A 16520-nucleotide genomic window follows, 5' to 3' on the forward strand; every position below is an offset into this window, starting at 1 on the left:
AGCTTCTTACCCTTCCGCGCGGCCCTTGCCGCCGTCATCCATATCGCGCAAGCCACGCAGGCGCTGCGCTTCCTCTACAACACGTTTGGCGAGTCCGCCAGAGGCGAGCGCCGCATGAATCACCGTTTGGCGCCCAAATGCCGCCCCAAGCTCGTCTGCGGTCAGCCAGCCAATGTATTTCCCGAAATGCGGCGTGCTCAGCTTGGACTTGCCGCGCCCGGAACCATCGACCGCCTGAATCAGAACCCAGGCCTCTTCGCGGTCAAGCCAGGACTTGACCTTTTCATACCCGGCGACCGCATCGCCGGACTTTCGCGCCAGGCTGATCAATTCGATCACGCGGCGCGACAATTGACGCTCCACCTCGTCCACAAGGTCCTGCGGTACAGTCACCTGCGCCTTGAACCCGCGTGCAAACAGCTTCTTGCCGACGGCCGTGTCCAGCGCCTTGCGATCCGCCGAGACATAAACGCCCCGACCCGGCAACTTGGACGCGACATCCGGGAAAACCTGCCCATCCGGGCCGGTTACAAAGCGGATCAGCCCGTACCGAGGCTGCACCTCGCCCGTGGCGATGCATTTCCGCTCTGGCCCTTCGGACCGTTCCTTATGGACGCCACCGCGACCCATGTGTGCCACCCGAGGCCTGGAATCAGGCCTCGGCCTCCTCGTCTGCTGCTTCGTCCTCGACGTCTGCCTCGGGCTGCTCCAGATCGGCGGGGTCGACCCAGCCCAGCATGACCCGGGCGGTCATCACCAGATCCTGTGCCTCTTCCAGCGTCACGCCAAAGGGTTCGAGAATACCGTCATCCTTGACCCGCTGGCCATCAACCGTGGTCCAGCCTCCGGCCAGTTCCCAGTCAGCGCAGGTTGCAAAGTCTTCCAGCGTCTTGACGCCGTCCTTGGCAAGCGCCTCAACCATTTGGGGTGTCAGACCCTCAAATTCAATAAGGCTGTCCTCGGCACCCAGGCTGCGGGCGCTGTCCAGCGCCGCCTTGGCCTGTGCCTCAAGGAATTCGCGCGCACGGGCCTGCAGCTCGTTTGCAGTGCCTTCATCGACGCCATCGATCACCAGCAGTTCGTCCAGCTCGACATAGGCCACTTCTTCCAGGTTGGTGAACCCTTCCGAGACCAGCAGCTGGGCAAAGAATTCGTCCAGGTCCAGGCTGTCCATGAACAGCTGCGTGCGGGCTTCGAACTCCTTCTGACGGCGCGCCGATTCTTCGGCCTCGGTCATGATGTCGATGTCCAGACCGGTCAGCTGGCTGGCCAGACGCACGTTCTGACCACGACGACCGATCGCCAGAGACAGCTGTTCCTCGGGCACGACGACTTCGATCTTGCCGGCTTCCTCGTCAAGAACCACCTTGGAAACCTCGGCGGGCTGCAGCGCGTTCACCAGGAAGGTCGGCTGGTCTTCGTTCCACGGGATGATGTCGATCTTTTCGCCCTGCAGCTCGTTCACGACGGCCTGCACGCGGCTGCCGCGCATACCAACGCAGGCGCCGACGGGATCGATCGAGTTGTCATACGAGATGACCGCGATCTTGGCACGCGAACCGGGATCACGGGCCACGGCCTTGACCTCGATGATGCCGTCATAGATTTCCGGCACTTCCATCTTGAACAGCTCGGCCATGAACTCGGGCGCCGTGCGCGACAGGAAGATCTGGTGACCACGCGTTTCGCGGCGCACTTCCTTGATGTAGGCGCGCACCCGGTCATTGGGGCGATAGCTTTCGCGACCGATCTTGTCGTTGCGGCGCAGAACAGCCTCGGCCCCACCCAGATCGACGATCACGTTGCCGAATTCCTCGCGCTTGACGGCGCCGTTGATGATGGTGCCGACACGATCCTTGAAGTCTTCGTACTGGCGGTCACGCTCGGCCTCACGAACCTTCTGCAGGATCACCTGCTTGGCCGACTGAGCCGCGATCCGGCCCATTTCCACCGGCGGGACCTCTTCCACGAATACATCACCGATCTCGGGCGATTCCATGTATTGCTTGGCCTGCTCGACGGTCATCTCGGCCTGATAGTTCTCAAGCTCGTCATCCGCGACCACGGTGCGGACCCGGGTAAAGGTCGCCTTGCCGGTCTTGCGGTCGATGGACACACGGATGTCCATTTCCGCGCCGTAGCGGCTCTTGGCGGCACGGGCGAGCGATTCCTCCATCGCTTCGACGACCAGACCGGGGTCGATCATCTTTTCGCGGGCCACGGCCTCGGCGGTCTGCAACAGCTCAAGCTGGTTTGCTGAGGTGATTGCCATCAGTTCGTCTCCTCTTCGGACCCTTCGGTCTCAATCTCGTCGAAAGCGTTTTCGTTCAGGGCGCCGGCATCCTTGCGCTGGCGCAACATTTCCTTGATCAGGTCATCAGTCAGGACCAGCTTGGCATCGCTCAGCCAGTCGAATTGCAGACCGATTGTCACGGTATCTTCGCCGTTGGGGATGTTGATCAGAACCTCATCCCCTTCGACACCGGCCAGTTCCCCTTTGAAGCGGCGGCGGCCGTCGATCAGTTCGGTGGTTTCCAGCTTGGCCTCGTAGCCCTCGAACATCTCGAAGTCCTTCAGCCGCGTCAGCGGGCGGTCGATGCCAGGGCTGGACACCTCGAGCGTATAGGCGTCGAGGATCGGGTCCTCGACGTCCAGCGTGGCGCTGACCGCGTTCGAGATCTCGGCGCAATCATCCACCTCGATGCCGCCATCGGGCTTGTCGGCCATGATCTGCAGCGTAGTCTGCTTGCCGCTCATCAGGCGGATGCGGACCAGCTCGTACCCCAGATCCTCGATCACCGGAGTGATGATCTCGGCCAGTCGTCGGTCGATCGCCGCCTTGGCTATCAGGTCGTTTGTCATATGGTGCACTACCCTTCAATCGGGCACAAAAAAACGGGCGCGCGGCCCGTCGAATTTTCCGGTGGAGCCTCGGACCAGAAGTCCGACACGCCGCTGTTGCAACTGCATATACGCAGGACGCCCCGAGTCTGCAACCCCTGCCGTCAACCAACGGACAATCCGCGTCAGTTTTCAGGTCGGTCTCAGGCCATCCACCAGCGTTCCGCGATGCGCCCATCGTCCAACGGCGCGCCCCGCCCGATCCGGCGTGGCAGACCCACGGTGCCGGAGATTGCCAGCGACATATCTGATTCGTTGGGGAAGAACCGCACGCCACCCAGACCGCGCAGCCCTTGAGCCGCCGGCAGCACCGACACGTCCACATAGCGGTCACGCAGCGCCTCGGCCCGCACGGCCGGGTCGGGGATAACGATGATGTCGACCGCCTCCAGCCAGCCGGCCTGGCCATCCTTGTAGTGGCCCGCGACCCGGCGGCCGCGGAAATGGCGACCGTCTTCGGCCCGTTCGACCCGGTAGCACCCGGTGCCGTTCGCCTGCTGCAGCGGAGAAACGCTTTGCCCGTCGCGGGTAATGACGAACCGGGTATCGGCCAGCAGGAACGGCAGGCCGGGATTGGCCTCGGCCAGTTCGATCCGGATGCGGTCCGGCGCCAGCGCTTCGGCGCGCCCGACCTCGGACAGGACCGCCAGAACATCCCCGGCCGTCAGCGCCGCACCGTCGTGAAACACCGCATCGGCACGCAGGTCGAAGGTCCAGACCCGGGCTTCGGAATCGGTCTGCCAGGCGGTCGCCAGCTCGCCGCGCAGAGTGCCGTCCGGCGCGATCTCGGTCAGGGTGTCGAACACCGCACCCCGGGCCAGCCGATCCAGGCTGTCGTCACGCGGTACGGCGATGCGCAGCACGCCGCCCGATTTCGGCGTATCCGCCAGCGAGGCCCCCGTCGCGGCCAGCAGGGCTGCGGCGGCACCCGAGGTGAACAGGGCACGGCGGTCGATGCGGGTCATGCCACCTCCTGCGCGGTTCGGTCCATGATGCGCACAAGTTCGGCACTGATCCCGGGCTCCGACAGGGCGTGACCGGCCTGCCGCACCATCTTCAGCTCGGCCTCGGGCCACTTCTCGGCCAGGTTCCAGGCCGCCTGCGGGGGGCAGATCATGTCGTACCGGCCTTGCACGATATGGCCAGGGATATGTGCGATCCGGTCCATCTGATCCAGAATCTGGCCGTCATATTCCAGAAACGCCTTGTTGATGAAATAGTGATTCTCGAGCCGCGCGAAGGTGCGCGCGTATTCGCCGGGGCTTTCACCGACGGCCCCGTTCGTGTGGATCGAGGCCAGCGCGTTTTCCCAGTGCGACCAGGCGCGGGCGTACAGGATTTCGGTCGCGCGATCGCCCGAAAACAGCCGCTTGTTGTAGGCGCCGATGGTGTCGGACAGTTCCGAGTCGCGCAGCAGCGAGGTGAAGCGCGCCCATTGTTCGGGCCAGAACTTGCCGGCCCCGCCGCCATAGAACCAGTCGAGTTCCGCCTGCGTTGCCAGAAACACGCCGCGCAGAACCAGGCGGGTCACCCGGTCGGGATGGGTTTGGGTATAGATCAGCGCCAGCGTGGCGCCCCAGCTGCCGCCGAACACGATCCAGTCGTCGATCTCGAACAGTTTCCGCAGACGCTCGATATCGGCCACCAGGTGCCAGGTCGTGTTGTTCTCGACCGAGGCCGTGGGCCGCGACCGGCCGCAGCCGCGCTGGTCGAACAGAATCACCCGGTAGACCTCGGGGTCGAAATAACGCCGCATGGCCGGGCTGCAGCCGCCGCCGGGGCCGCCATGCAGAACCACCACGGGAATCCCGTCGGGATTGCCGCATTGTTCCACATAGATGCGGTGCCCGTCGCCCATATCCACCACGCGCTGGTCGAACGGATCGACCGGCGGGTAAAGATATTGCACTGCGCGCTTTTGGTCCGGGTACTTGTCCATTATGGCCCTATATAGTCCTACAGCGTAAAAGAGCACACGGAGACAGGAATGCAAGCGCATCCGAACACGGTTGACCCGTCCGAGATCGCAAAATTCGAGGCCATGGCCGCCGAATGGTGGGACCCGCACGGGAAATTCAAACCTCTGCACATGCTCAATCCGTGCCGTCTGGACTATATCACACAGCAGATCGCGGGCGAATTTGACCGGGACCTGACGGCGGCTAAACCGTTCGCGGGCCTGCGCCTGCTGGATATCGGCTGCGGCGGCGGGTTGCTGAGCGAGCCGATGGCGCGGCTGGGCGCCGAGGTCGTGGGCGCCGACGCGGCCGAGCGCAACCTGCCCGTGGCCCGCATCCATGCCGAGCAATCCGGCCTGCAGATCGACTATCGCCACACCACCGCCGAGGCGATGGCCGACGCGGGCGAGCAGTTCGACGTGGTCCTGAACATGGAGGTGGTCGAGCATGTGGCCGACCCGCTGGCCTATCTGACCGCCACGCAACAGCTGTTGAAACCCGGCGGGCTGGAAATCTGTTCGACCATCAACCGCAACCCGAAATCCTATGCGATGGCGATTTTCGGGGCCGAGGTCGTCATGCGCTGGCTGCCGCGCGGCACGCATGAATGGTCCAAATTCATCACCCCGGACGAGCTGTTCGACCTGCTGCGCCAGGCCGGTCTAGACCCGGTGGACCGCAAGGGATTCGTCTTCAACCCGATCACCTGGAGCTGGTCGATCTCGGACCGGGACCTGAGCGTGAACTACGTCACCGCCAGCGTGAAGCCGGGCTGAGGCCTATTCCTCTTCCAGCTTCATGCGCAGGTCGCGCAGAACCGGCAGGGTCGTGCGCACACGCTCAAGGCCCAGCTCGCCCACGACCCGGTTGATCAGAGGTGCGATGGCCGAGATCGCCTGATCGCGCGCCCGGCGGCCGGCCGGGCTGATCGCCACCATCTTGCGGCGGGCATCGTCCCAATCGGGGCGGATGTGGATGTATCCGGCCCATTCCAGCTTGGCCAAGGTGTTGGTCATCGCCCCGCGCGTCACGTGGAATGTGCTGGCCAGTTGGGCAGGCGTCCGCTCGCCCCCCACGAACACCAGGTGGTTCAGCACCGAGAAATGCGAGATTTCCATGCCCTTGGGCAGCACCCGGCTCAGCCGGTTCCGCAGCAATTGGTCCGCGGTCAGAATCTCGCTGAACAGCGCGACCGCAAGGGCGTTGGTTTCGTCAGTCATTACCCGGTTCTGGATCAGGGCCCGTCGAACGGGCGAATATGTGTCAAGGACGGCACGCGCCGCCGTGCCTCTGTAACAGACCTATCATCCAGATCAAAAAAGTGAATGCCGGTCTGAGTGCCTGCGTCGATCAGCACCTCGCCCCAGGGCGATACAACCATGCTGTGCCCGTAGGTATGGCGCGTCTTGCCCCGGGTCTTGGGGTGTTCTCCGGTCTGCGCGGGGGCAATGACCCAACAGCCAGTCTCGATTGCGCGGGCGCGCAGCAGCGGCTCCCAATGGGCCGCGCCGGTCACCGGAGAAAACGCTGCCGGAACCGTAAGGATCGTGGCCCCGCCCTGTGCCAGCGCGGCGTGCAGATGCGGGAACCGGATGTCATAGCAGATGGTCATGCCGACCTTGCCGAAGGCGGTCTCGGCGATCACCGCCCGCGACCCGGGGCGATAGCTGGCCGATTCGCGAAAGGTCTCGGTCTCGGTGACCTGCACGTCGAACATATGGATTTTGTCATAGCGCGCGACGATCCCGCCCTGCGGGTCGATCATGAAGGACCGGTTGGCGAACCGCCCGTCGGCGTCATGTGTCTTCAGCCCCAGCGATCCGATCAGCAGCCACACGCCCAATTCCGCCGCCTGTTCGCGCAGGCCTGCCAGGGTGATGTCGTCTTCCTCGTGCTGCAACACCTCGCGCTGGCGCGTTCCGCTGGTCGAGACGCAGTTGGTGACCTCGGGCGTCAGGATGAACCTCGCGCCCTGGCCCGCGGCCTCGGCCATCATGGCGCGCACCATGTCCAGGTTCGCGGCCGGGTCGTCCGACGAGGTGATCTGCAGCAGGGCGGTTCTCATCAGGCGGCCAAAAGCGGGTCCAGCTTGCCGGCCTGTTCGAGTTCGTACAGGTCGTCGCAGCCACCGACATGGGTGTCACCGATGAAGATCTGCGGCACCGTGCGCCGTCCGCCCGCCCGCTGGATCATCTCGGGCTTGCGTTTGGGGTTCATCAAAACGTCGATTTCCTCGAAGGCGACGCCTTTCTGGTTCAGCAGCCGTTTGGCCGCGTGGCAAAAGCCGCACAGCGGCGAGGTATAGATGACAACCGGTTTCATGGTCCGTTCCCTTGGATTTCGCGCAATCTAGGGGGAATTAGGCATCCTTGGCAACGCGCGCCAGTACCAACACGGAAATATCAGCCGCCCCGGCCGCTTGGCAGGCCCGGCTACAGGCCGCCAACGTCGCGCCCGACGTCATGACATCATCCACCAGCAGAACAGACCGCCCGCGCAGAACTTGACCGCGGCGCGGATGCAATGTGATCGCATCGCGCAGCGTATCCGCACGCTCGGCCGCCGTTTTGCCTTCCAGCGGTGGGGTACGCCGCTTGCGTATCAACAGATCCGGACAGACCGGCAGGCCCGCCTCCTTTCCCAGTTGGAGCGACAAAAGAGCGGACTGGTTGTATCGGCGCTTCAGCAGCCGCGACCAATGCAGCGGCACCGGGGCGATCACCGTATCCGGTCGAAACAGGGTGCGACCGGCCTGCGCCATCCAACGCGCCGCAGGTTTTGCCAGTTCGGAACGATCCCCGTACTTCAGGGCCAGAACCAGTGACCGCGCCCGTCCCTGATACAGCAATGCCGCGCGCCCCTCGGCCCACGGTTGTGGGCGGCGCAAACAATCGTCGCAGTCGATTCGGTGACCATCATCGCTGCCAGGCACCGGCGCACCGCAACTGTGGCAGACCGTCCCGCCGATGAACGGGGTCTCGCGCCAGCACGGCCCGCACAGGCCGAAATCCGAGGCCGCCATCTCGCCGCAGCCGATGCAGCGTGGCGGATACACGACCTCGATCGCGGTTTGAATCCGCTGCCATATGCGATAATTGCGGCTTATGGATTTGCCAGCACCCAATGCACCCTCGCTGTTCGATCGCAAAGCGCTTGCGGCACACCGCGCGCGGATCAGCGACGAAGCCCTTTTTCTGCACCACGCCGCCATGGACGAGGTGCAGGATCGCCTTTCCATGGTTAACAAATCCTTTACTGCGCCAGCGATCGTAGCCCCCTACCCCGAGATTTGGGCGCCGGTCCTGCCGGGCGCCCGGGTCGTGGCCGATGCCGATGTGCTGGACCTCAAACCCGCTGCGCATGATCTGGTGGTCCATGCGATGGCCCTGCATTGGGCCAACGATCCGGTGGGACAGCTGATCCAATGTGCCCGCGCGCTGCAGCCCGACGGGTTGTTGTTGGTGGTGTGTCTGGGCGGTGAAACGCTATACGAATTGCGGGCCGCGCTGGGTCAGGCCGAGGTCGAGGTGACCGGCGGTCTCAGCCCCCGTGTCGCGCCGATGGCCGAGTTGCGAGATCTTGGCGCGCTGCTGCAGCGTGCGGGTTTTGCATTGCCTGTTGCGGACAAAGTGCCCCTGACGGCGACGTATCGCGACCTGTGGCACCTGATGCGGGACCTGCGCGCGATGGGTGAAACCAACGCCATGACCCAGCGGTTGAAACACCCGTCGCGCCGCGCGGTCTTTTCCCGGGCCCAAGAGATTTACGCCGCGCATTTCACATCTCCCGAAGGCCGGCTGAGTGCCACGTTCGAGCTGATCTGCCTGACGGGCTGGGCGCCGGATGCCAGCCAGCCCAAGCCGTTGCGCCCTGGCTCGGCCCAGATGAGACTGGCCGACGCCCTTGGCACGAAAGAAGGCAAACTGTCCGATTGACCCGCTGACCGAACCGATTATTTCAGCCTCTAAACCAGAATTCAGGAAGCTCACCATGTTCGATGCCACCCGCCCGGAACACGCTCCGGCAGACCACCCAAAAGTGAAGATGGGCCGCGTCGGCGTTCTTCTGGCCAATCTCGGCACCCCGGACGACTACAGCTATTGGCCGATGCGCCGCTATCTGAACGAGTTCCTGTCCGACCGGCGGGTGATCGACTATCCGGCCTGGAAATGGCAGCCGATCCTGCAGGCCATCATCCTGACCAAACGTCCCTTCAGCTCGGGCGCTGCGTACAAGTCGATCTGGAACCACGACAAGGGCGAAAGCCCGCTGATGACCATCACCAAGGACCAGACCGGCAAGATGCGTGCGGCGATGCAGGACCGGTATGGCGACAAGGTCATGGTGGATTTCTGCATGCGTTACGGAAACCCCTCGACCAAGTCGAAGGTCCGCCAGATGGTGGCCGAGGGCTGCGACCGCATCCTGTTCTTCCCGCTCTATCCGCAATATGCCGGCGCTACGACCGCCACCGCGAACGACCAGTTCTTTCGCGCACTGATGGACGAGGCCTGGCAGCCCGCCAGCCGCACGGTGCCCGCCTATTTCGACGAGCCGGCCTATATCGACGCCCTCGCGCAGTCGGTCGAGACGGCCTATGCCGCGATGGAGACCAAGCCGGACGTTTTGGTGTGCTCCTATCACGGCATGCCGGAACGCTATCTGATGCAGGGTGATCCGTACCACTGCCAGTGCGCCAAGACGTCACGCCTGCTGAAAGAACGGCTGGGCTGGGCGGATGATCAACTGGTGACCACCTTCCAGTCACGATTCGGGCCCGAGGAATGGCTGAAGCCCTACACTGTCGACCATGTCGCGGAACTGGCTCGGCAGGGCAAAAAGAACATAGCCGTCATCGCCCCGGCATTTTCGTCGGACTGCATTGAAACGCTGGAAGAGATCAACGAAGAGATCCGCGAAAGCTTTGAGCACGCCGGCGGCGAAAGCTTTACCTACATTCCCTGCCTCAACGACGAGGACGCGCATATCGCGGCCTTGGGCAAGGTTGTCGAGGACAACCTCAAAGGCTGGCTGGACTGAACCGGCCCGGAAACAAGCACGAAAAAAGGCGGTGGAGATCCACCGCCTTTCTTTTTTGTCATAGTCCGTTGGACTTAGCCTGCGGCAACAGCTGCGGCAACAACGACCAGCAGGATCAGCGGCAGGATGATGCCCTGCGACGAGCCCTGGGTTTCTTCGACGACAACAGGTGCCTCAACAACCGGCTCTTCCAGGTTGCCAGCATATGCGGTCGAAGCAGCAGCGGTCAGTGCAGCAGCGAGTACAAGTTTCTTCATATTAACCTCCAGAGTTTGCGCGATCCCAATTGCGGAACCACACACCTAAGACTTACCTCGTGGTTTTTTCTAATCAGCAAAGCAGAACGAATGCAATTGCAACTTGCAGTGCAAGCGGGTTGGCGCGCGAAAATGTCGTCAAATTAGCAACACTTGCGTCCCGACCTTCGCCATGGCGTACAGCTCTGCGATGTTCTCGTTGAACAACCCGATGCACCCGTTCGACGACCGGCGGCCGATTTTCCGCGTATCGTGGGTTCCGTGGATCCGGTAATACTTCCAGCTGAGATACAACGCGTGCGTTCCCAGCGGGTTATCGGGCCCCGGAGGGATGTAATCCGGCCATTCCGGGTTTCTTTTCTTCATCGACGGCGTCGGCGACCAGCTGGGCCCTTCGACCTTGCGGATGACACTTGTGCGACCGCGGCGGGTCAGTTCTTCGGTCAGCGGAACCGACGACGGGTACAGCTTGTAGACGGTTTGGTCTTCCGACCAGTAGTGCAAAGCGCGGGAAACGGTGTCGACCAGAATCGCCCCGTTCCGGGTGTTCGAGAAGTAGGGCTGCCACTGCTGCGCCTTGAACCCCGACACGTTGCGGCGAACGGCCGGTTCAGGATCGGGTGCAGGGCGCAATGGGTCGCCCGGGATGTATTGGGCGATCGCCGGGCTGGCGAGCAAAGACGATGCGCCTGCGAGGAATCCGCGGCGGGACGAAGAGAAAACGCGTTTCTTGACCATGGTGACAGGTCCTCTGCGAAAGATGTGCAAGAATCCGCTCTATGTTATTGCCAGAATGCTTCAGTCGCAAATCAAACCGGCAGAATCATGCGGGTTCGTGCATTTGAGCCTTTGCTCATGGGCCGCTGGCAGGGTATTGCCAATTGGAAACAAGCAAACCGGACTCATCATGACGCGCATTTTTTCCCTGCTCTTGATTTGCCTTGTCGCGCTGGCGGCATGTACCGACGTGAGCGGCACTTCAACCCTTGGTGCGGATGGGCGCCCGCTGCCCAAAGCCTACAAGATCCGGGGAAATCCCGAAAAACTGCAGTTCCGCATGCTTGATTCCGTAAACGCCCTGCGGCAGGCGTCGGGACTGCAGTCGGTGCAGTTGAACGCGCAGTTGAACGCAGCGGCGGCGACGCACGCCAAGGACATGTCGCGGCAGAACCGGCCCTGGCATTTCGGCTCGGACGGATCTTCGCCGCTCGACCGGGTGGCCCGTGCCGGTTATGCGGGGCGTTTCCTGGGTGAAGCGATTTCCGAGACCTACGAGACCGAAACCGAAACCCTGGCCGCGTGGATGCAGGAACCGGGTCCGCGATCGGTGATCATGGACCCGCAAGCAACCCAGATGGGGTTTGCATGGCACCAGGAAAACGGCGGGAAGATCTGGTGGACGCTCGAGATGGGAACCGGCGGTTAAGCATGGCCCCAGACGAAAAAAGCCCCCGAAAACCGGGGGCTTTTTCTTTCTAACAGGTCTCAGGCAGCTTGCATGGACTGGGCTGTGGTCAGGATCGCATACAGCTTGACCGGATCCGGGTTGGCCCGAAGCTTCGAGCAGACCGCGCCGTCGCGCAGCGTGCGCGATACCAGCGCCAAGGCCTTGAGGTGCTCGACACCGGCGTCTTCCGGGGCGAACAGCGCAAAGGCCAGATCCACGGGCTGACGGTCGACCGATCCGAAGTCGATGGGCTTTTCCAGCATGACGAACACGCCGGCAACCGAGTCGATCTCGGACAAACGGGCGTGTGGCAGGGCAACACCATGGCCAACGCCGGTCGGCCCAAGGCTTTCCCGCTCCAGCAGGCAGTCTACGATGGTCTGCGGATCAAGTCCGAGTGCGCCCGCGGCGACGTCACCGATTTCCTGAAACAACCGTTTTTTGCTGGACGCTGCAGATAGCACGCGCACCGCTTCGGGCTTCAGTATGCTCGACAAATCCATGTTTTGCTCCACGGCGACGCCCCCAAAATCCGGGGGCCCCGCCCAATTCTTGCCTGTTACGGATCGATCCAGCCGATATTGCCGTCATCCCGGCGATACACGACGTTCAATCCGTCCTTGTTTTCATTCCTGAACACCAGCACCGGGGCGCCGGCCAATTCCATTTGCATGACAGCTTCGCCGACACTCAACGATGGGATCTTGGTTTCCATCTCAGCCACGATGATGGGCTGCAATGAGTCGGGTTCGTCGGCCACGTCCGATTCGTTCGAGGCGAGGATATAAGATGACGCTCCGAAGAGTTCAACCGGCTGAGCCCGTTCACGATGGTGGTCCTTGAGGCGACGCTTGTAGCGACGCAGCTGTTTCTCCATCTTTTCGCAGCACGCCTCGAATGCTGCATAGATTTCGGTTGCATGTGCCTTGGCCTGGGCTGTCAGGCCCGTGGACATATGTATGGTGGTTTCGCACACATACTCATGCGCTGAACGGGAAAAGACGACGTTGGCATCCGTCGGTCGCTGAGCATATTTGCTCACGACCTCGCCCAATGCGTCCTGCACGTGTGTCTGCAAGGCTGCACCAATGTCGATCTGTTTGCCGCTGATTTGGTAACGCATGTGATCTCCTTCACAATTCACACCCATTATGACGTCACGTCAGGTGACATGCTTGTTTTTATCGGGTGGGGGGTAGAGACATGTTTCGCGGTTGTCCTCGGTAGGGCCCTTCGGAGAAGGGAGATCGAGATCCAGTCTGGAACCGCGAAAATGCCATGTCCCAATTGAGCCAAGAGGCGGCAGAAGAGTCAATCAAAACAGGAGTGTATATACGCGAATTCTGTCATGCGCCTGGCGCAATCACAGCTAAGCCTATGAAATCTTGAAGTTTTCACCCAAATACACGCGGCGGACATTTTCGTTTTCCACCACCTCGTCGGGCGATCCGGACATCAGCACCTGCCCGTCGTGCAGGATATAGGCGCGGTCCACAATTTCCAGCGTTTCCCGCACGTTGTGGTCGGTGATCAGTACGCCGATTCCACGCTTTTTCAGATCCGCCACCAGATGCCGGATATCGCCCACGCTGATCGGGTCGACGCCGGCAAATGGCTCGTCCAGCAGCAGGTACTTGGGGTCGGCGGCCAGACAGCGGGCTATCTCGACGCGACGGCGCTCACCGCCCGACAATGCAAGGGCAGGCGCCCGCCGCAAATGCTCGATCGAAAAATCCGAAAGCAGCTCTTCCAGACGTTCCTTGCGGCGGTGCACATGCTTCACCGCAATGTCGAGCACGGCCGAGATATTGTCCTCGACACTCAAGCCGCGAAAGATCGACATTTCCTGCGGCAGATACCCAATGCCCATGCGCGCCCGGCGATACATCGGCAGCGTGGTCACATTCTGACCGTCCAACGTGACCGTTCCGGCCTCGGGGAACACCAGCCCGGCAACGGAATAGAACGTGGTCGTCTTGCCCGAGCCGTTCGGCCCTAGCAACGCCACGACCTCGGACCGGTCCAGCGTCATCGACACGTCCCGGATCACGGTCTTTTTGCGATAGGATTTGCGCAGTTTCTGAATCTTCAGACCCTGAGACCCTTCGGCAACGGACAGTTGCGGGCCCGCCATCAATTGCCGCCCTGCTGAAGGATCGTCTTGACCCGCCCCGACATGGTCGCGGTTCCGCTGGTCAGGTTCGCAATCATCTGGTCGCCGCTGATCGTGCTGGGCCCCTGCGTCAGCAGAACGTTGCCCTTCATCACGATCACACCCGAGTCGATGGTGTATTCCGCCCAATCCCCTTCGGCGGCATCCGGCGGGCTGACAAGCACGACGTTTTCCGACGCCTCCATGCGTTCGATCCCCGACCGATCCTGGTTGTAGATCACCAGCACGCGACCGGCGGACAGGCGCATTTCGCCCTGCACGACAATGACGTTGCCAAGAAACTCGGCCGAACCGTCCTCTTGATTGACGTTCAGTGTCTCGGATGTCACTTCGACCGGCAGACTGGGATCGGCCTTCACAGACCCAAAGGCCACCTGCGCTTCCTGCGCGGACGCTGGCACCGAACCCACGGCCAGGGCGAAACAAACGAGGACGAAACGAAAATCAAACACAGTCTATCTTTCGGCTTTTTTCGGCTCATATAACAGCTTAACGCCATCTGTAAAAAGAATATGGACCGGTCCACCGTCTTTTTCAGCGCCGAATGTCATCCGCCCGGCCGAGAAATTGCCGATTGGTCCCGTTCCCTGCACCTGACCTGGCGTATCGCCCCGGATCTCATCCAATGAAGTATTCAACAGGTCTGTCGTCACCCGGATACCGTCCGTGGTAGTGATCACCACGTCCCCCGTGAAGGTGGCCGTCGCCTTGTCCGGTCGGATCGACCCCGAGTCGGAGTCCAGCGTGATCACCCCACCGTTCAGCAGGCCGAACCGGCCACGGAATTCGGTTGCTCTTGGATCGCTGTCGGCAGTTCCCTGGCTGGCCCGCACCGCCTCGACCTGGACATCTTCGCCCTTGCGGGTGGTCCCCCTATAGTTCGGGCGGGTTACAAGCTGCCCCTCAAGCCGTTCGTCGATATCCTGCTGGGTGAACGGACCCGAGACGTTGGTTTCGATGCTGCGCGACAGCAGGAATACCGTGGACAGCAGCAGGATCGCCGCCAGCGGCAACAGAACCTTCAGGAACTGCACCATTCGGGAATAGCGGTCCACCTGCGCCTCCTGTCAGCCCAGCCCGACGCGCAGGCAATCGTGAATATGCAGAAGGCCCTGCGCCAATCCCGGCTGTTCGGGGTCGACGACGAACAACGAGGTGATCTTGCGCCCGTTCATGATCGCCACGGCTTCTTCGGCCAGCGACTCCGGTGCGATCGTGGTCGGATTGCGGGTCATGACCTGAGCGGCGGTATTGTTCAGCAGCCCCTCCATGTGGCGCCGCAGGTCGCCGTCGGTGATGATGCCGGCAAGCTTGCCATCCGCGTCCGTCACCCCGACCACGCCAAAGCCTTTCTGGCTGATCTCGATCAACGCGTCGCTCATCGGTGTGTCGGCAGAAACCAGCGGCACCGCATCGCCACTGTGCATCAGATCGCGTACGGCGCTCAGCTGCGCGCCCAGTTTGCCGCCCGGATGGAAGGCGCGGAAATCCTCTGGTTTGAAGTCACGATATTTCATCAGCGCAATCGCCAGCGCATCGCCCATGGCCAGCGTCAGCGTGGTCGAAATCGACGGCACCATCCCATAACCGCAAGCCTCGCCCAGAGAGGGGATCAGCAAATGCACGTCCGCCTGTTTCATCAACGAGCTTTCGGGCTTGCTGGACAGGCCGATTAAAGGGATGCCGAACCGCCGGGTAAAGGCCAGAAGATTGGCCAGTTCCGGCGCCTCGCCCGAATTGGAGATCGCCAGAACCACGTCTCCTTTCGACACCATCCCCAGGTCGCCGTGGCTGGCCTCGGCCGGATGAACGAAATAGGCCGGCGTGCCGGTGCTGGCCAGGGTTGCGGCGATCTTGTGGCCGATGTGTCCCGACTTGCCGATGCCGCTGATGATGATCCGCCCAGTGGCCTGCAGGATCAGCTGAACGGCTTCGGCAAATCGGTCGTCAAGGCTGTCGGCCAAAACATCCAACGCCCGGGCTTCGTCGGTGATTACCTGACGGGCAACCTTCAGAAAGGATTCATTGTCTGTCATGAGTGCGCAAAAATATCCGTTTCAGGCCATCCGGCCAGATCCAGTCTGGCACGCATCGGCAGGAAGTCAAAACAGGCCTGCGCCATCTCGGTGCGCCCTTCACGCGCCAGCCGCGCGTTCAAGGCATCACGCAGACGGTGCAGATACAGGACGTCGGAGGCCGCATAATCCAGTTGGGCCTCGGTCAGGGTCTCGGCACCCCAGTCGCTCATCTGTTGCTGTTTCGAGATATCGACGCCCAGCAACTCCTGACACAGGTTCTTGAGACCATGACGATCGGTATAGGTGCGCACAAGGCGGCTGGCGATCTTGGTGCAATACACCGGAGCGGCCAACGCCCCGAAGGCATGATACATCGCGGCAATGTCGAACCGCCCGAAATGAAACAGCTTCAGCACATCCGGGTTTTCCAGCATGGCACTCAGGTTCGGCGCCGAGGTTTGGCCCTTTTCGACCTGCACGATATGGCAATCGCCGTCACCCCCGGACATCTGAATCACGCACAGGCGATCCCGGTGCGGGTTGAGACCCATGGTCTCACAATCAATGGCCACGATCGGGCCCAGATCCAGCCCATCGGGCAGGTCGTTCTTGTACAGATGGTTCGCCACACGTGTTTCCTTCGTTCGGTATCGTCCCCGAAATAGGGTGTTTGGCCTGCAAACTCAACGCCATCCGGACCGATGCCGCGATTGATCTCCGGCAGGC

At 62.0% G+C, this 16520-nt stretch carries 22 protein-coding genes; 4 read left to right on the plus strand and 18 right to left on the minus strand.

The annotated features are described in order from the left end of the window. Positions 1-6: 6 nt before the first annotated feature. The 5 genes from ACR0JC_RS16275 to pip form a co-directional block, all read right to left on the minus strand. On the minus strand, positions 7-630 hold the full coding sequence (locus tag ACR0JC_RS16275) for an RNA-binding protein (RefSeq protein ID WP_170343128.1): 624 nt from the start codon (positions 628-630) through the stop codon (positions 7-9). A 22-nt stretch (positions 631-652) separates the two neighbouring features. Continuing rightward, positions 653-2272, minus strand: coding sequence for a transcription termination factor NusA (nusA, locus tag ACR0JC_RS16280; RefSeq protein ID WP_093963624.1), 1620 nt, complete (start codon positions 2270-2272; stop codon positions 653-655). Further along, positions 2272-2862: a ribosome maturation factor RimP gene (rimP, locus tag ACR0JC_RS16285; RefSeq protein WP_170343129.1), complete on the minus strand. Its 591-nt coding sequence runs from the start codon at positions 2860-2862 to the stop codon at positions 2272-2274. The genes nusA and rimP overlap by 1 nt, the downstream gene beginning before the upstream one ends. 182 nt (positions 2863-3044) lie before the next feature. After that, complete coding sequence (locus ACR0JC_RS16290) at positions 3045-3866, minus strand: ABC transporter substrate-binding protein (RefSeq protein WP_170343130.1); 822 nt, start codon at positions 3864-3866, stop codon at positions 3045-3047. Beyond that, positions 3863-4840, minus strand: a complete 978-nt coding sequence (pip, locus tag ACR0JC_RS16295) for a prolyl aminopeptidase (protein WP_170343131.1) — start codon at positions 4838-4840, stop codon at positions 3863-3865. The genes ACR0JC_RS16290 and pip overlap by 4 nt, the downstream gene beginning before the upstream one ends. A gap of 48 nt (positions 4841-4888) precedes the next feature. On the opposite strand from pip, the gene ubiG reads away from it, so the two are divergent. Beyond that, positions 4889-5635 carry a bifunctional 2-polyprenyl-6-hydroxyphenol methylase/3-demethylubiquinol 3-O-methyltransferase UbiG gene (ubiG, locus tag ACR0JC_RS16300; protein ID WP_170343132.1) on the plus strand — a complete coding sequence of 249 codons (747 nt, stop codon included), beginning with the start codon at positions 4889-4891 and terminating at the stop codon, positions 5633-5635. A 3-nt stretch (positions 5636-5638) separates the two neighbouring features. Here the strand turns inward: ubiG and ACR0JC_RS16305 are convergent, their stop codons facing one another. The 4 genes from ACR0JC_RS16305 to ACR0JC_RS16320 are packed head-to-tail and all read right to left on the minus strand — an operon-like array spanning position 5639 to position 7923. Then, complete coding sequence (locus tag ACR0JC_RS16305) at positions 5639-6079, minus strand: MarR family winged helix-turn-helix transcriptional regulator (RefSeq protein WP_170343133.1); 441 nt, start codon at positions 6077-6079, stop codon at positions 5639-5641. A gap of 14 nt (positions 6080-6093) precedes the next feature. Then, positions 6094-6924, minus strand: a complete 831-nt coding sequence (locus ACR0JC_RS16310; RefSeq protein WP_170343134.1) for a carbon-nitrogen hydrolase family protein — start codon at positions 6922-6924, stop codon at positions 6094-6096. Continuing rightward, the gene (gene grxC / locus ACR0JC_RS16315; protein WP_170342430.1) at positions 6924-7181 is read right to left on the minus strand and encodes a glutaredoxin 3; all 258 of its coding nucleotides are present in this window, start codon (positions 7179-7181) and stop codon (positions 6924-6926) included. Before grxC ends, ACR0JC_RS16310 begins: the two co-directional genes overlap by 1 nt. Before the next feature lie 37 nt (positions 7182-7218). Further along, positions 7219-7923 (minus strand): double zinc ribbon domain-containing protein, encoded by a 705-nt coding sequence (locus ACR0JC_RS16320; protein ID WP_367647319.1) that lies wholly within the window; start codon positions 7921-7923, stop codon positions 7219-7221. Between the two features lie 40 nt (positions 7924-7963). Between ACR0JC_RS16320 and ACR0JC_RS16325 the strand changes: the two genes are divergently transcribed. Beyond that, entirely contained in the window at positions 7964-8794 is an 831-nt protein-coding gene (locus ACR0JC_RS16325; RefSeq protein WP_170343136.1) for a methyltransferase domain-containing protein, read from the plus strand. 55 nt (positions 8795-8849) lie between these two features. Beyond that, positions 8850-9899 (plus strand): ferrochelatase, encoded by a 1050-nt coding sequence (gene hemH, locus ACR0JC_RS16330; RefSeq protein ID WP_170343137.1) that lies wholly within the window; start codon positions 8850-8852, stop codon positions 9897-9899. Positions 9900-9973: 74 nt separating this feature from the next. Here the strand turns inward: hemH and ACR0JC_RS16335 are convergent, their stop codons facing one another. Next, positions 9974-10156: a hypothetical protein gene (locus ACR0JC_RS16335; RefSeq protein WP_005979327.1), complete on the minus strand. Its 183-nt coding sequence runs from the start codon at positions 10154-10156 to the stop codon at positions 9974-9976. A 138-nt stretch (positions 10157-10294) separates the two neighbouring features. Beyond that, a complete protein-coding gene (locus ACR0JC_RS16340; protein ID WP_170343138.1) occupies positions 10295-10894 on the minus strand; it encodes a L,D-transpeptidase in 600 nt (199 codons plus the stop codon). Between the two features lie 169 nt (positions 10895-11063). Here ACR0JC_RS16340 and dalA point away from each other — a divergent pair, with 169 nt between their 5' ends. Next, positions 11064-11582 (plus strand): divisome-associated lipoprotein DalA, encoded by a 519-nt coding sequence (gene dalA / locus ACR0JC_RS16345; RefSeq protein WP_093963636.1) that lies wholly within the window; start codon positions 11064-11066, stop codon positions 11580-11582. Between the two features lie 59 nt (positions 11583-11641). On the opposite strand, the gene ptsN is transcribed toward dalA, so the two are convergent. The 7 genes from ptsN to ACR0JC_RS16380 all read right to left on the minus strand — a co-directional run bounded on the left by ptsN (position 11642) and on the right by ACR0JC_RS16380 (position 16423). After that, a complete protein-coding gene (ptsN, locus tag ACR0JC_RS16350) occupies positions 11642-12106 on the minus strand; it encodes a PTS IIA-like nitrogen regulatory protein PtsN (protein ID WP_170343139.1) in 465 nt (154 codons plus the stop codon). A 56-nt stretch (positions 12107-12162) separates the two neighbouring features. Then, on the minus strand, positions 12163-12726 hold the full coding sequence (hpf, locus tag ACR0JC_RS16355) for a ribosome hibernation-promoting factor, HPF/YfiA family (RefSeq protein ID WP_170342438.1): 564 nt from the start codon (positions 12724-12726) through the stop codon (positions 12163-12165). 252 nt (positions 12727-12978) lie between these two features. After that, on the minus strand, positions 12979-13737 hold the full coding sequence (gene lptB / locus ACR0JC_RS16360) for an LPS export ABC transporter ATP-binding protein (RefSeq protein WP_093963638.1): 759 nt from the start codon (positions 13735-13737) through the stop codon (positions 12979-12981). Then, positions 13737-14192 (minus strand): LptA/OstA family protein, encoded by a 456-nt coding sequence (locus ACR0JC_RS16365; protein WP_170342617.1) that lies wholly within the window; start codon positions 14190-14192, stop codon positions 13737-13739. The genes lptB and ACR0JC_RS16365 overlap by 1 nt, the downstream gene beginning before the upstream one ends. A gap of 39 nt (positions 14193-14231) precedes the next feature. Then, positions 14232-14831, minus strand: coding sequence for an LPS export ABC transporter periplasmic protein LptC (lptC, locus tag ACR0JC_RS16370; RefSeq protein WP_170343141.1), 600 nt, complete (start codon positions 14829-14831; stop codon positions 14232-14234). A gap of 12 nt (positions 14832-14843) precedes the next feature. Next, positions 14844-15812: a KpsF/GutQ family sugar-phosphate isomerase gene (locus ACR0JC_RS16375; RefSeq protein ID WP_170343142.1), complete on the minus strand. Its 969-nt coding sequence runs from the start codon at positions 15810-15812 to the stop codon at positions 14844-14846. Then, a complete protein-coding gene (locus ACR0JC_RS16380; protein WP_170343143.1) occupies positions 15809-16423 on the minus strand; it encodes a ribonuclease D in 615 nt (204 codons plus the stop codon). Before ACR0JC_RS16380 ends, ACR0JC_RS16375 begins: the two co-directional genes overlap by 4 nt. Positions 16424-16520 lie beyond the last annotated feature (97 nt).

The sequence above is a fragment of the Ruegeria sp. CH5 genome, assembly GCF_056537025.1.

Excerpts from the sequence above, each read along its gene's own strand:
- ACR0JC_RS16275 (WP_170343128.1), bottom strand. The coding sequence starts at position 630 with ATGGGTCGCGGTGGCGTCCATAAGGAACGGTCCGAAGGGCCAGAGCGG.
- nusA (WP_093963624.1), bottom strand. The coding sequence starts at position 2,272 with ATGGCAATCACCTCAGCAAACCAGCTTGAGCTGTTGCAGACCGCCGAG.
- rimP (WP_170343129.1), bottom strand. The coding sequence starts at position 2,862 with ATGACAAACGACCTGATAGCCAAGGCGGCGATCGACCGACGACTGGCC.
- ACR0JC_RS16290 (WP_170343130.1), bottom strand. The coding sequence starts at position 3,866 with ATGACCCGCATCGACCGCCGTGCCCTGTTCACCTCGGGTGCCGCCGCA.
- pip (WP_170343131.1), bottom strand. The coding sequence starts at position 4,840 with ATGGACAAGTACCCGGACCAAAAGCGCGCAGTGCAATATCTTTACCCG.
- ubiG (WP_170343132.1), top strand. The coding sequence starts at position 4,889 with ATGCAAGCGCATCCGAACACGGTTGACCCGTCCGAGATCGCAAAATTC.
- ACR0JC_RS16305 (WP_170343133.1), bottom strand. The coding sequence starts at position 6,079 with ATGACTGACGAAACCAACGCCCTTGCGGTCGCGCTGTTCAGCGAGATT.
- ACR0JC_RS16310 (WP_170343134.1), bottom strand. The coding sequence starts at position 6,924 with ATGAGAACCGCCCTGCTGCAGATCACCTCGTCGGACGACCCGGCCGCG.
- grxC (WP_170342430.1), bottom strand. The coding sequence starts at position 7,181 with ATGAAACCGGTTGTCATCTATACCTCGCCGCTGTGCGGCTTTTGCCAC.
- ACR0JC_RS16325 (WP_170343136.1), top strand. The coding sequence starts at position 7,964 with ATGGATTTGCCAGCACCCAATGCACCCTCGCTGTTCGATCGCAAAGCG.
- hemH (WP_170343137.1), top strand. The coding sequence starts at position 8,850 with ATGTTCGATGCCACCCGCCCGGAACACGCTCCGGCAGACCACCCAAAA.
- ACR0JC_RS16335 (WP_005979327.1), bottom strand. The coding sequence starts at position 10,156 with ATGAAGAAACTTGTACTCGCTGCTGCACTGACCGCTGCTGCTTCGACC.
- ACR0JC_RS16340 (WP_170343138.1), bottom strand. The coding sequence starts at position 10,894 with ATGGTCAAGAAACGCGTTTTCTCTTCGTCCCGCCGCGGATTCCTCGCA.
- dalA (WP_093963636.1), top strand. The coding sequence starts at position 11,064 with ATGACGCGCATTTTTTCCCTGCTCTTGATTTGCCTTGTCGCGCTGGCG.
- ptsN (WP_170343139.1), bottom strand. The coding sequence starts at position 12,106 with ATGGATTTGTCGAGCATACTGAAGCCCGAAGCGGTGCGCGTGCTATCT.
- hpf (WP_170342438.1), bottom strand. The coding sequence starts at position 12,726 with ATGCGTTACCAAATCAGCGGCAAACAGATCGACATTGGTGCAGCCTTG.
- lptB (WP_093963638.1), bottom strand. The coding sequence starts at position 13,737 with ATGGCGGGCCCGCAACTGTCCGTTGCCGAAGGGTCTCAGGGTCTGAAG.
- ACR0JC_RS16375 (WP_170343142.1), bottom strand. The coding sequence starts at position 15,812 with ATGACAGACAATGAATCCTTTCTGAAGGTTGCCCGTCAGGTAATCACC.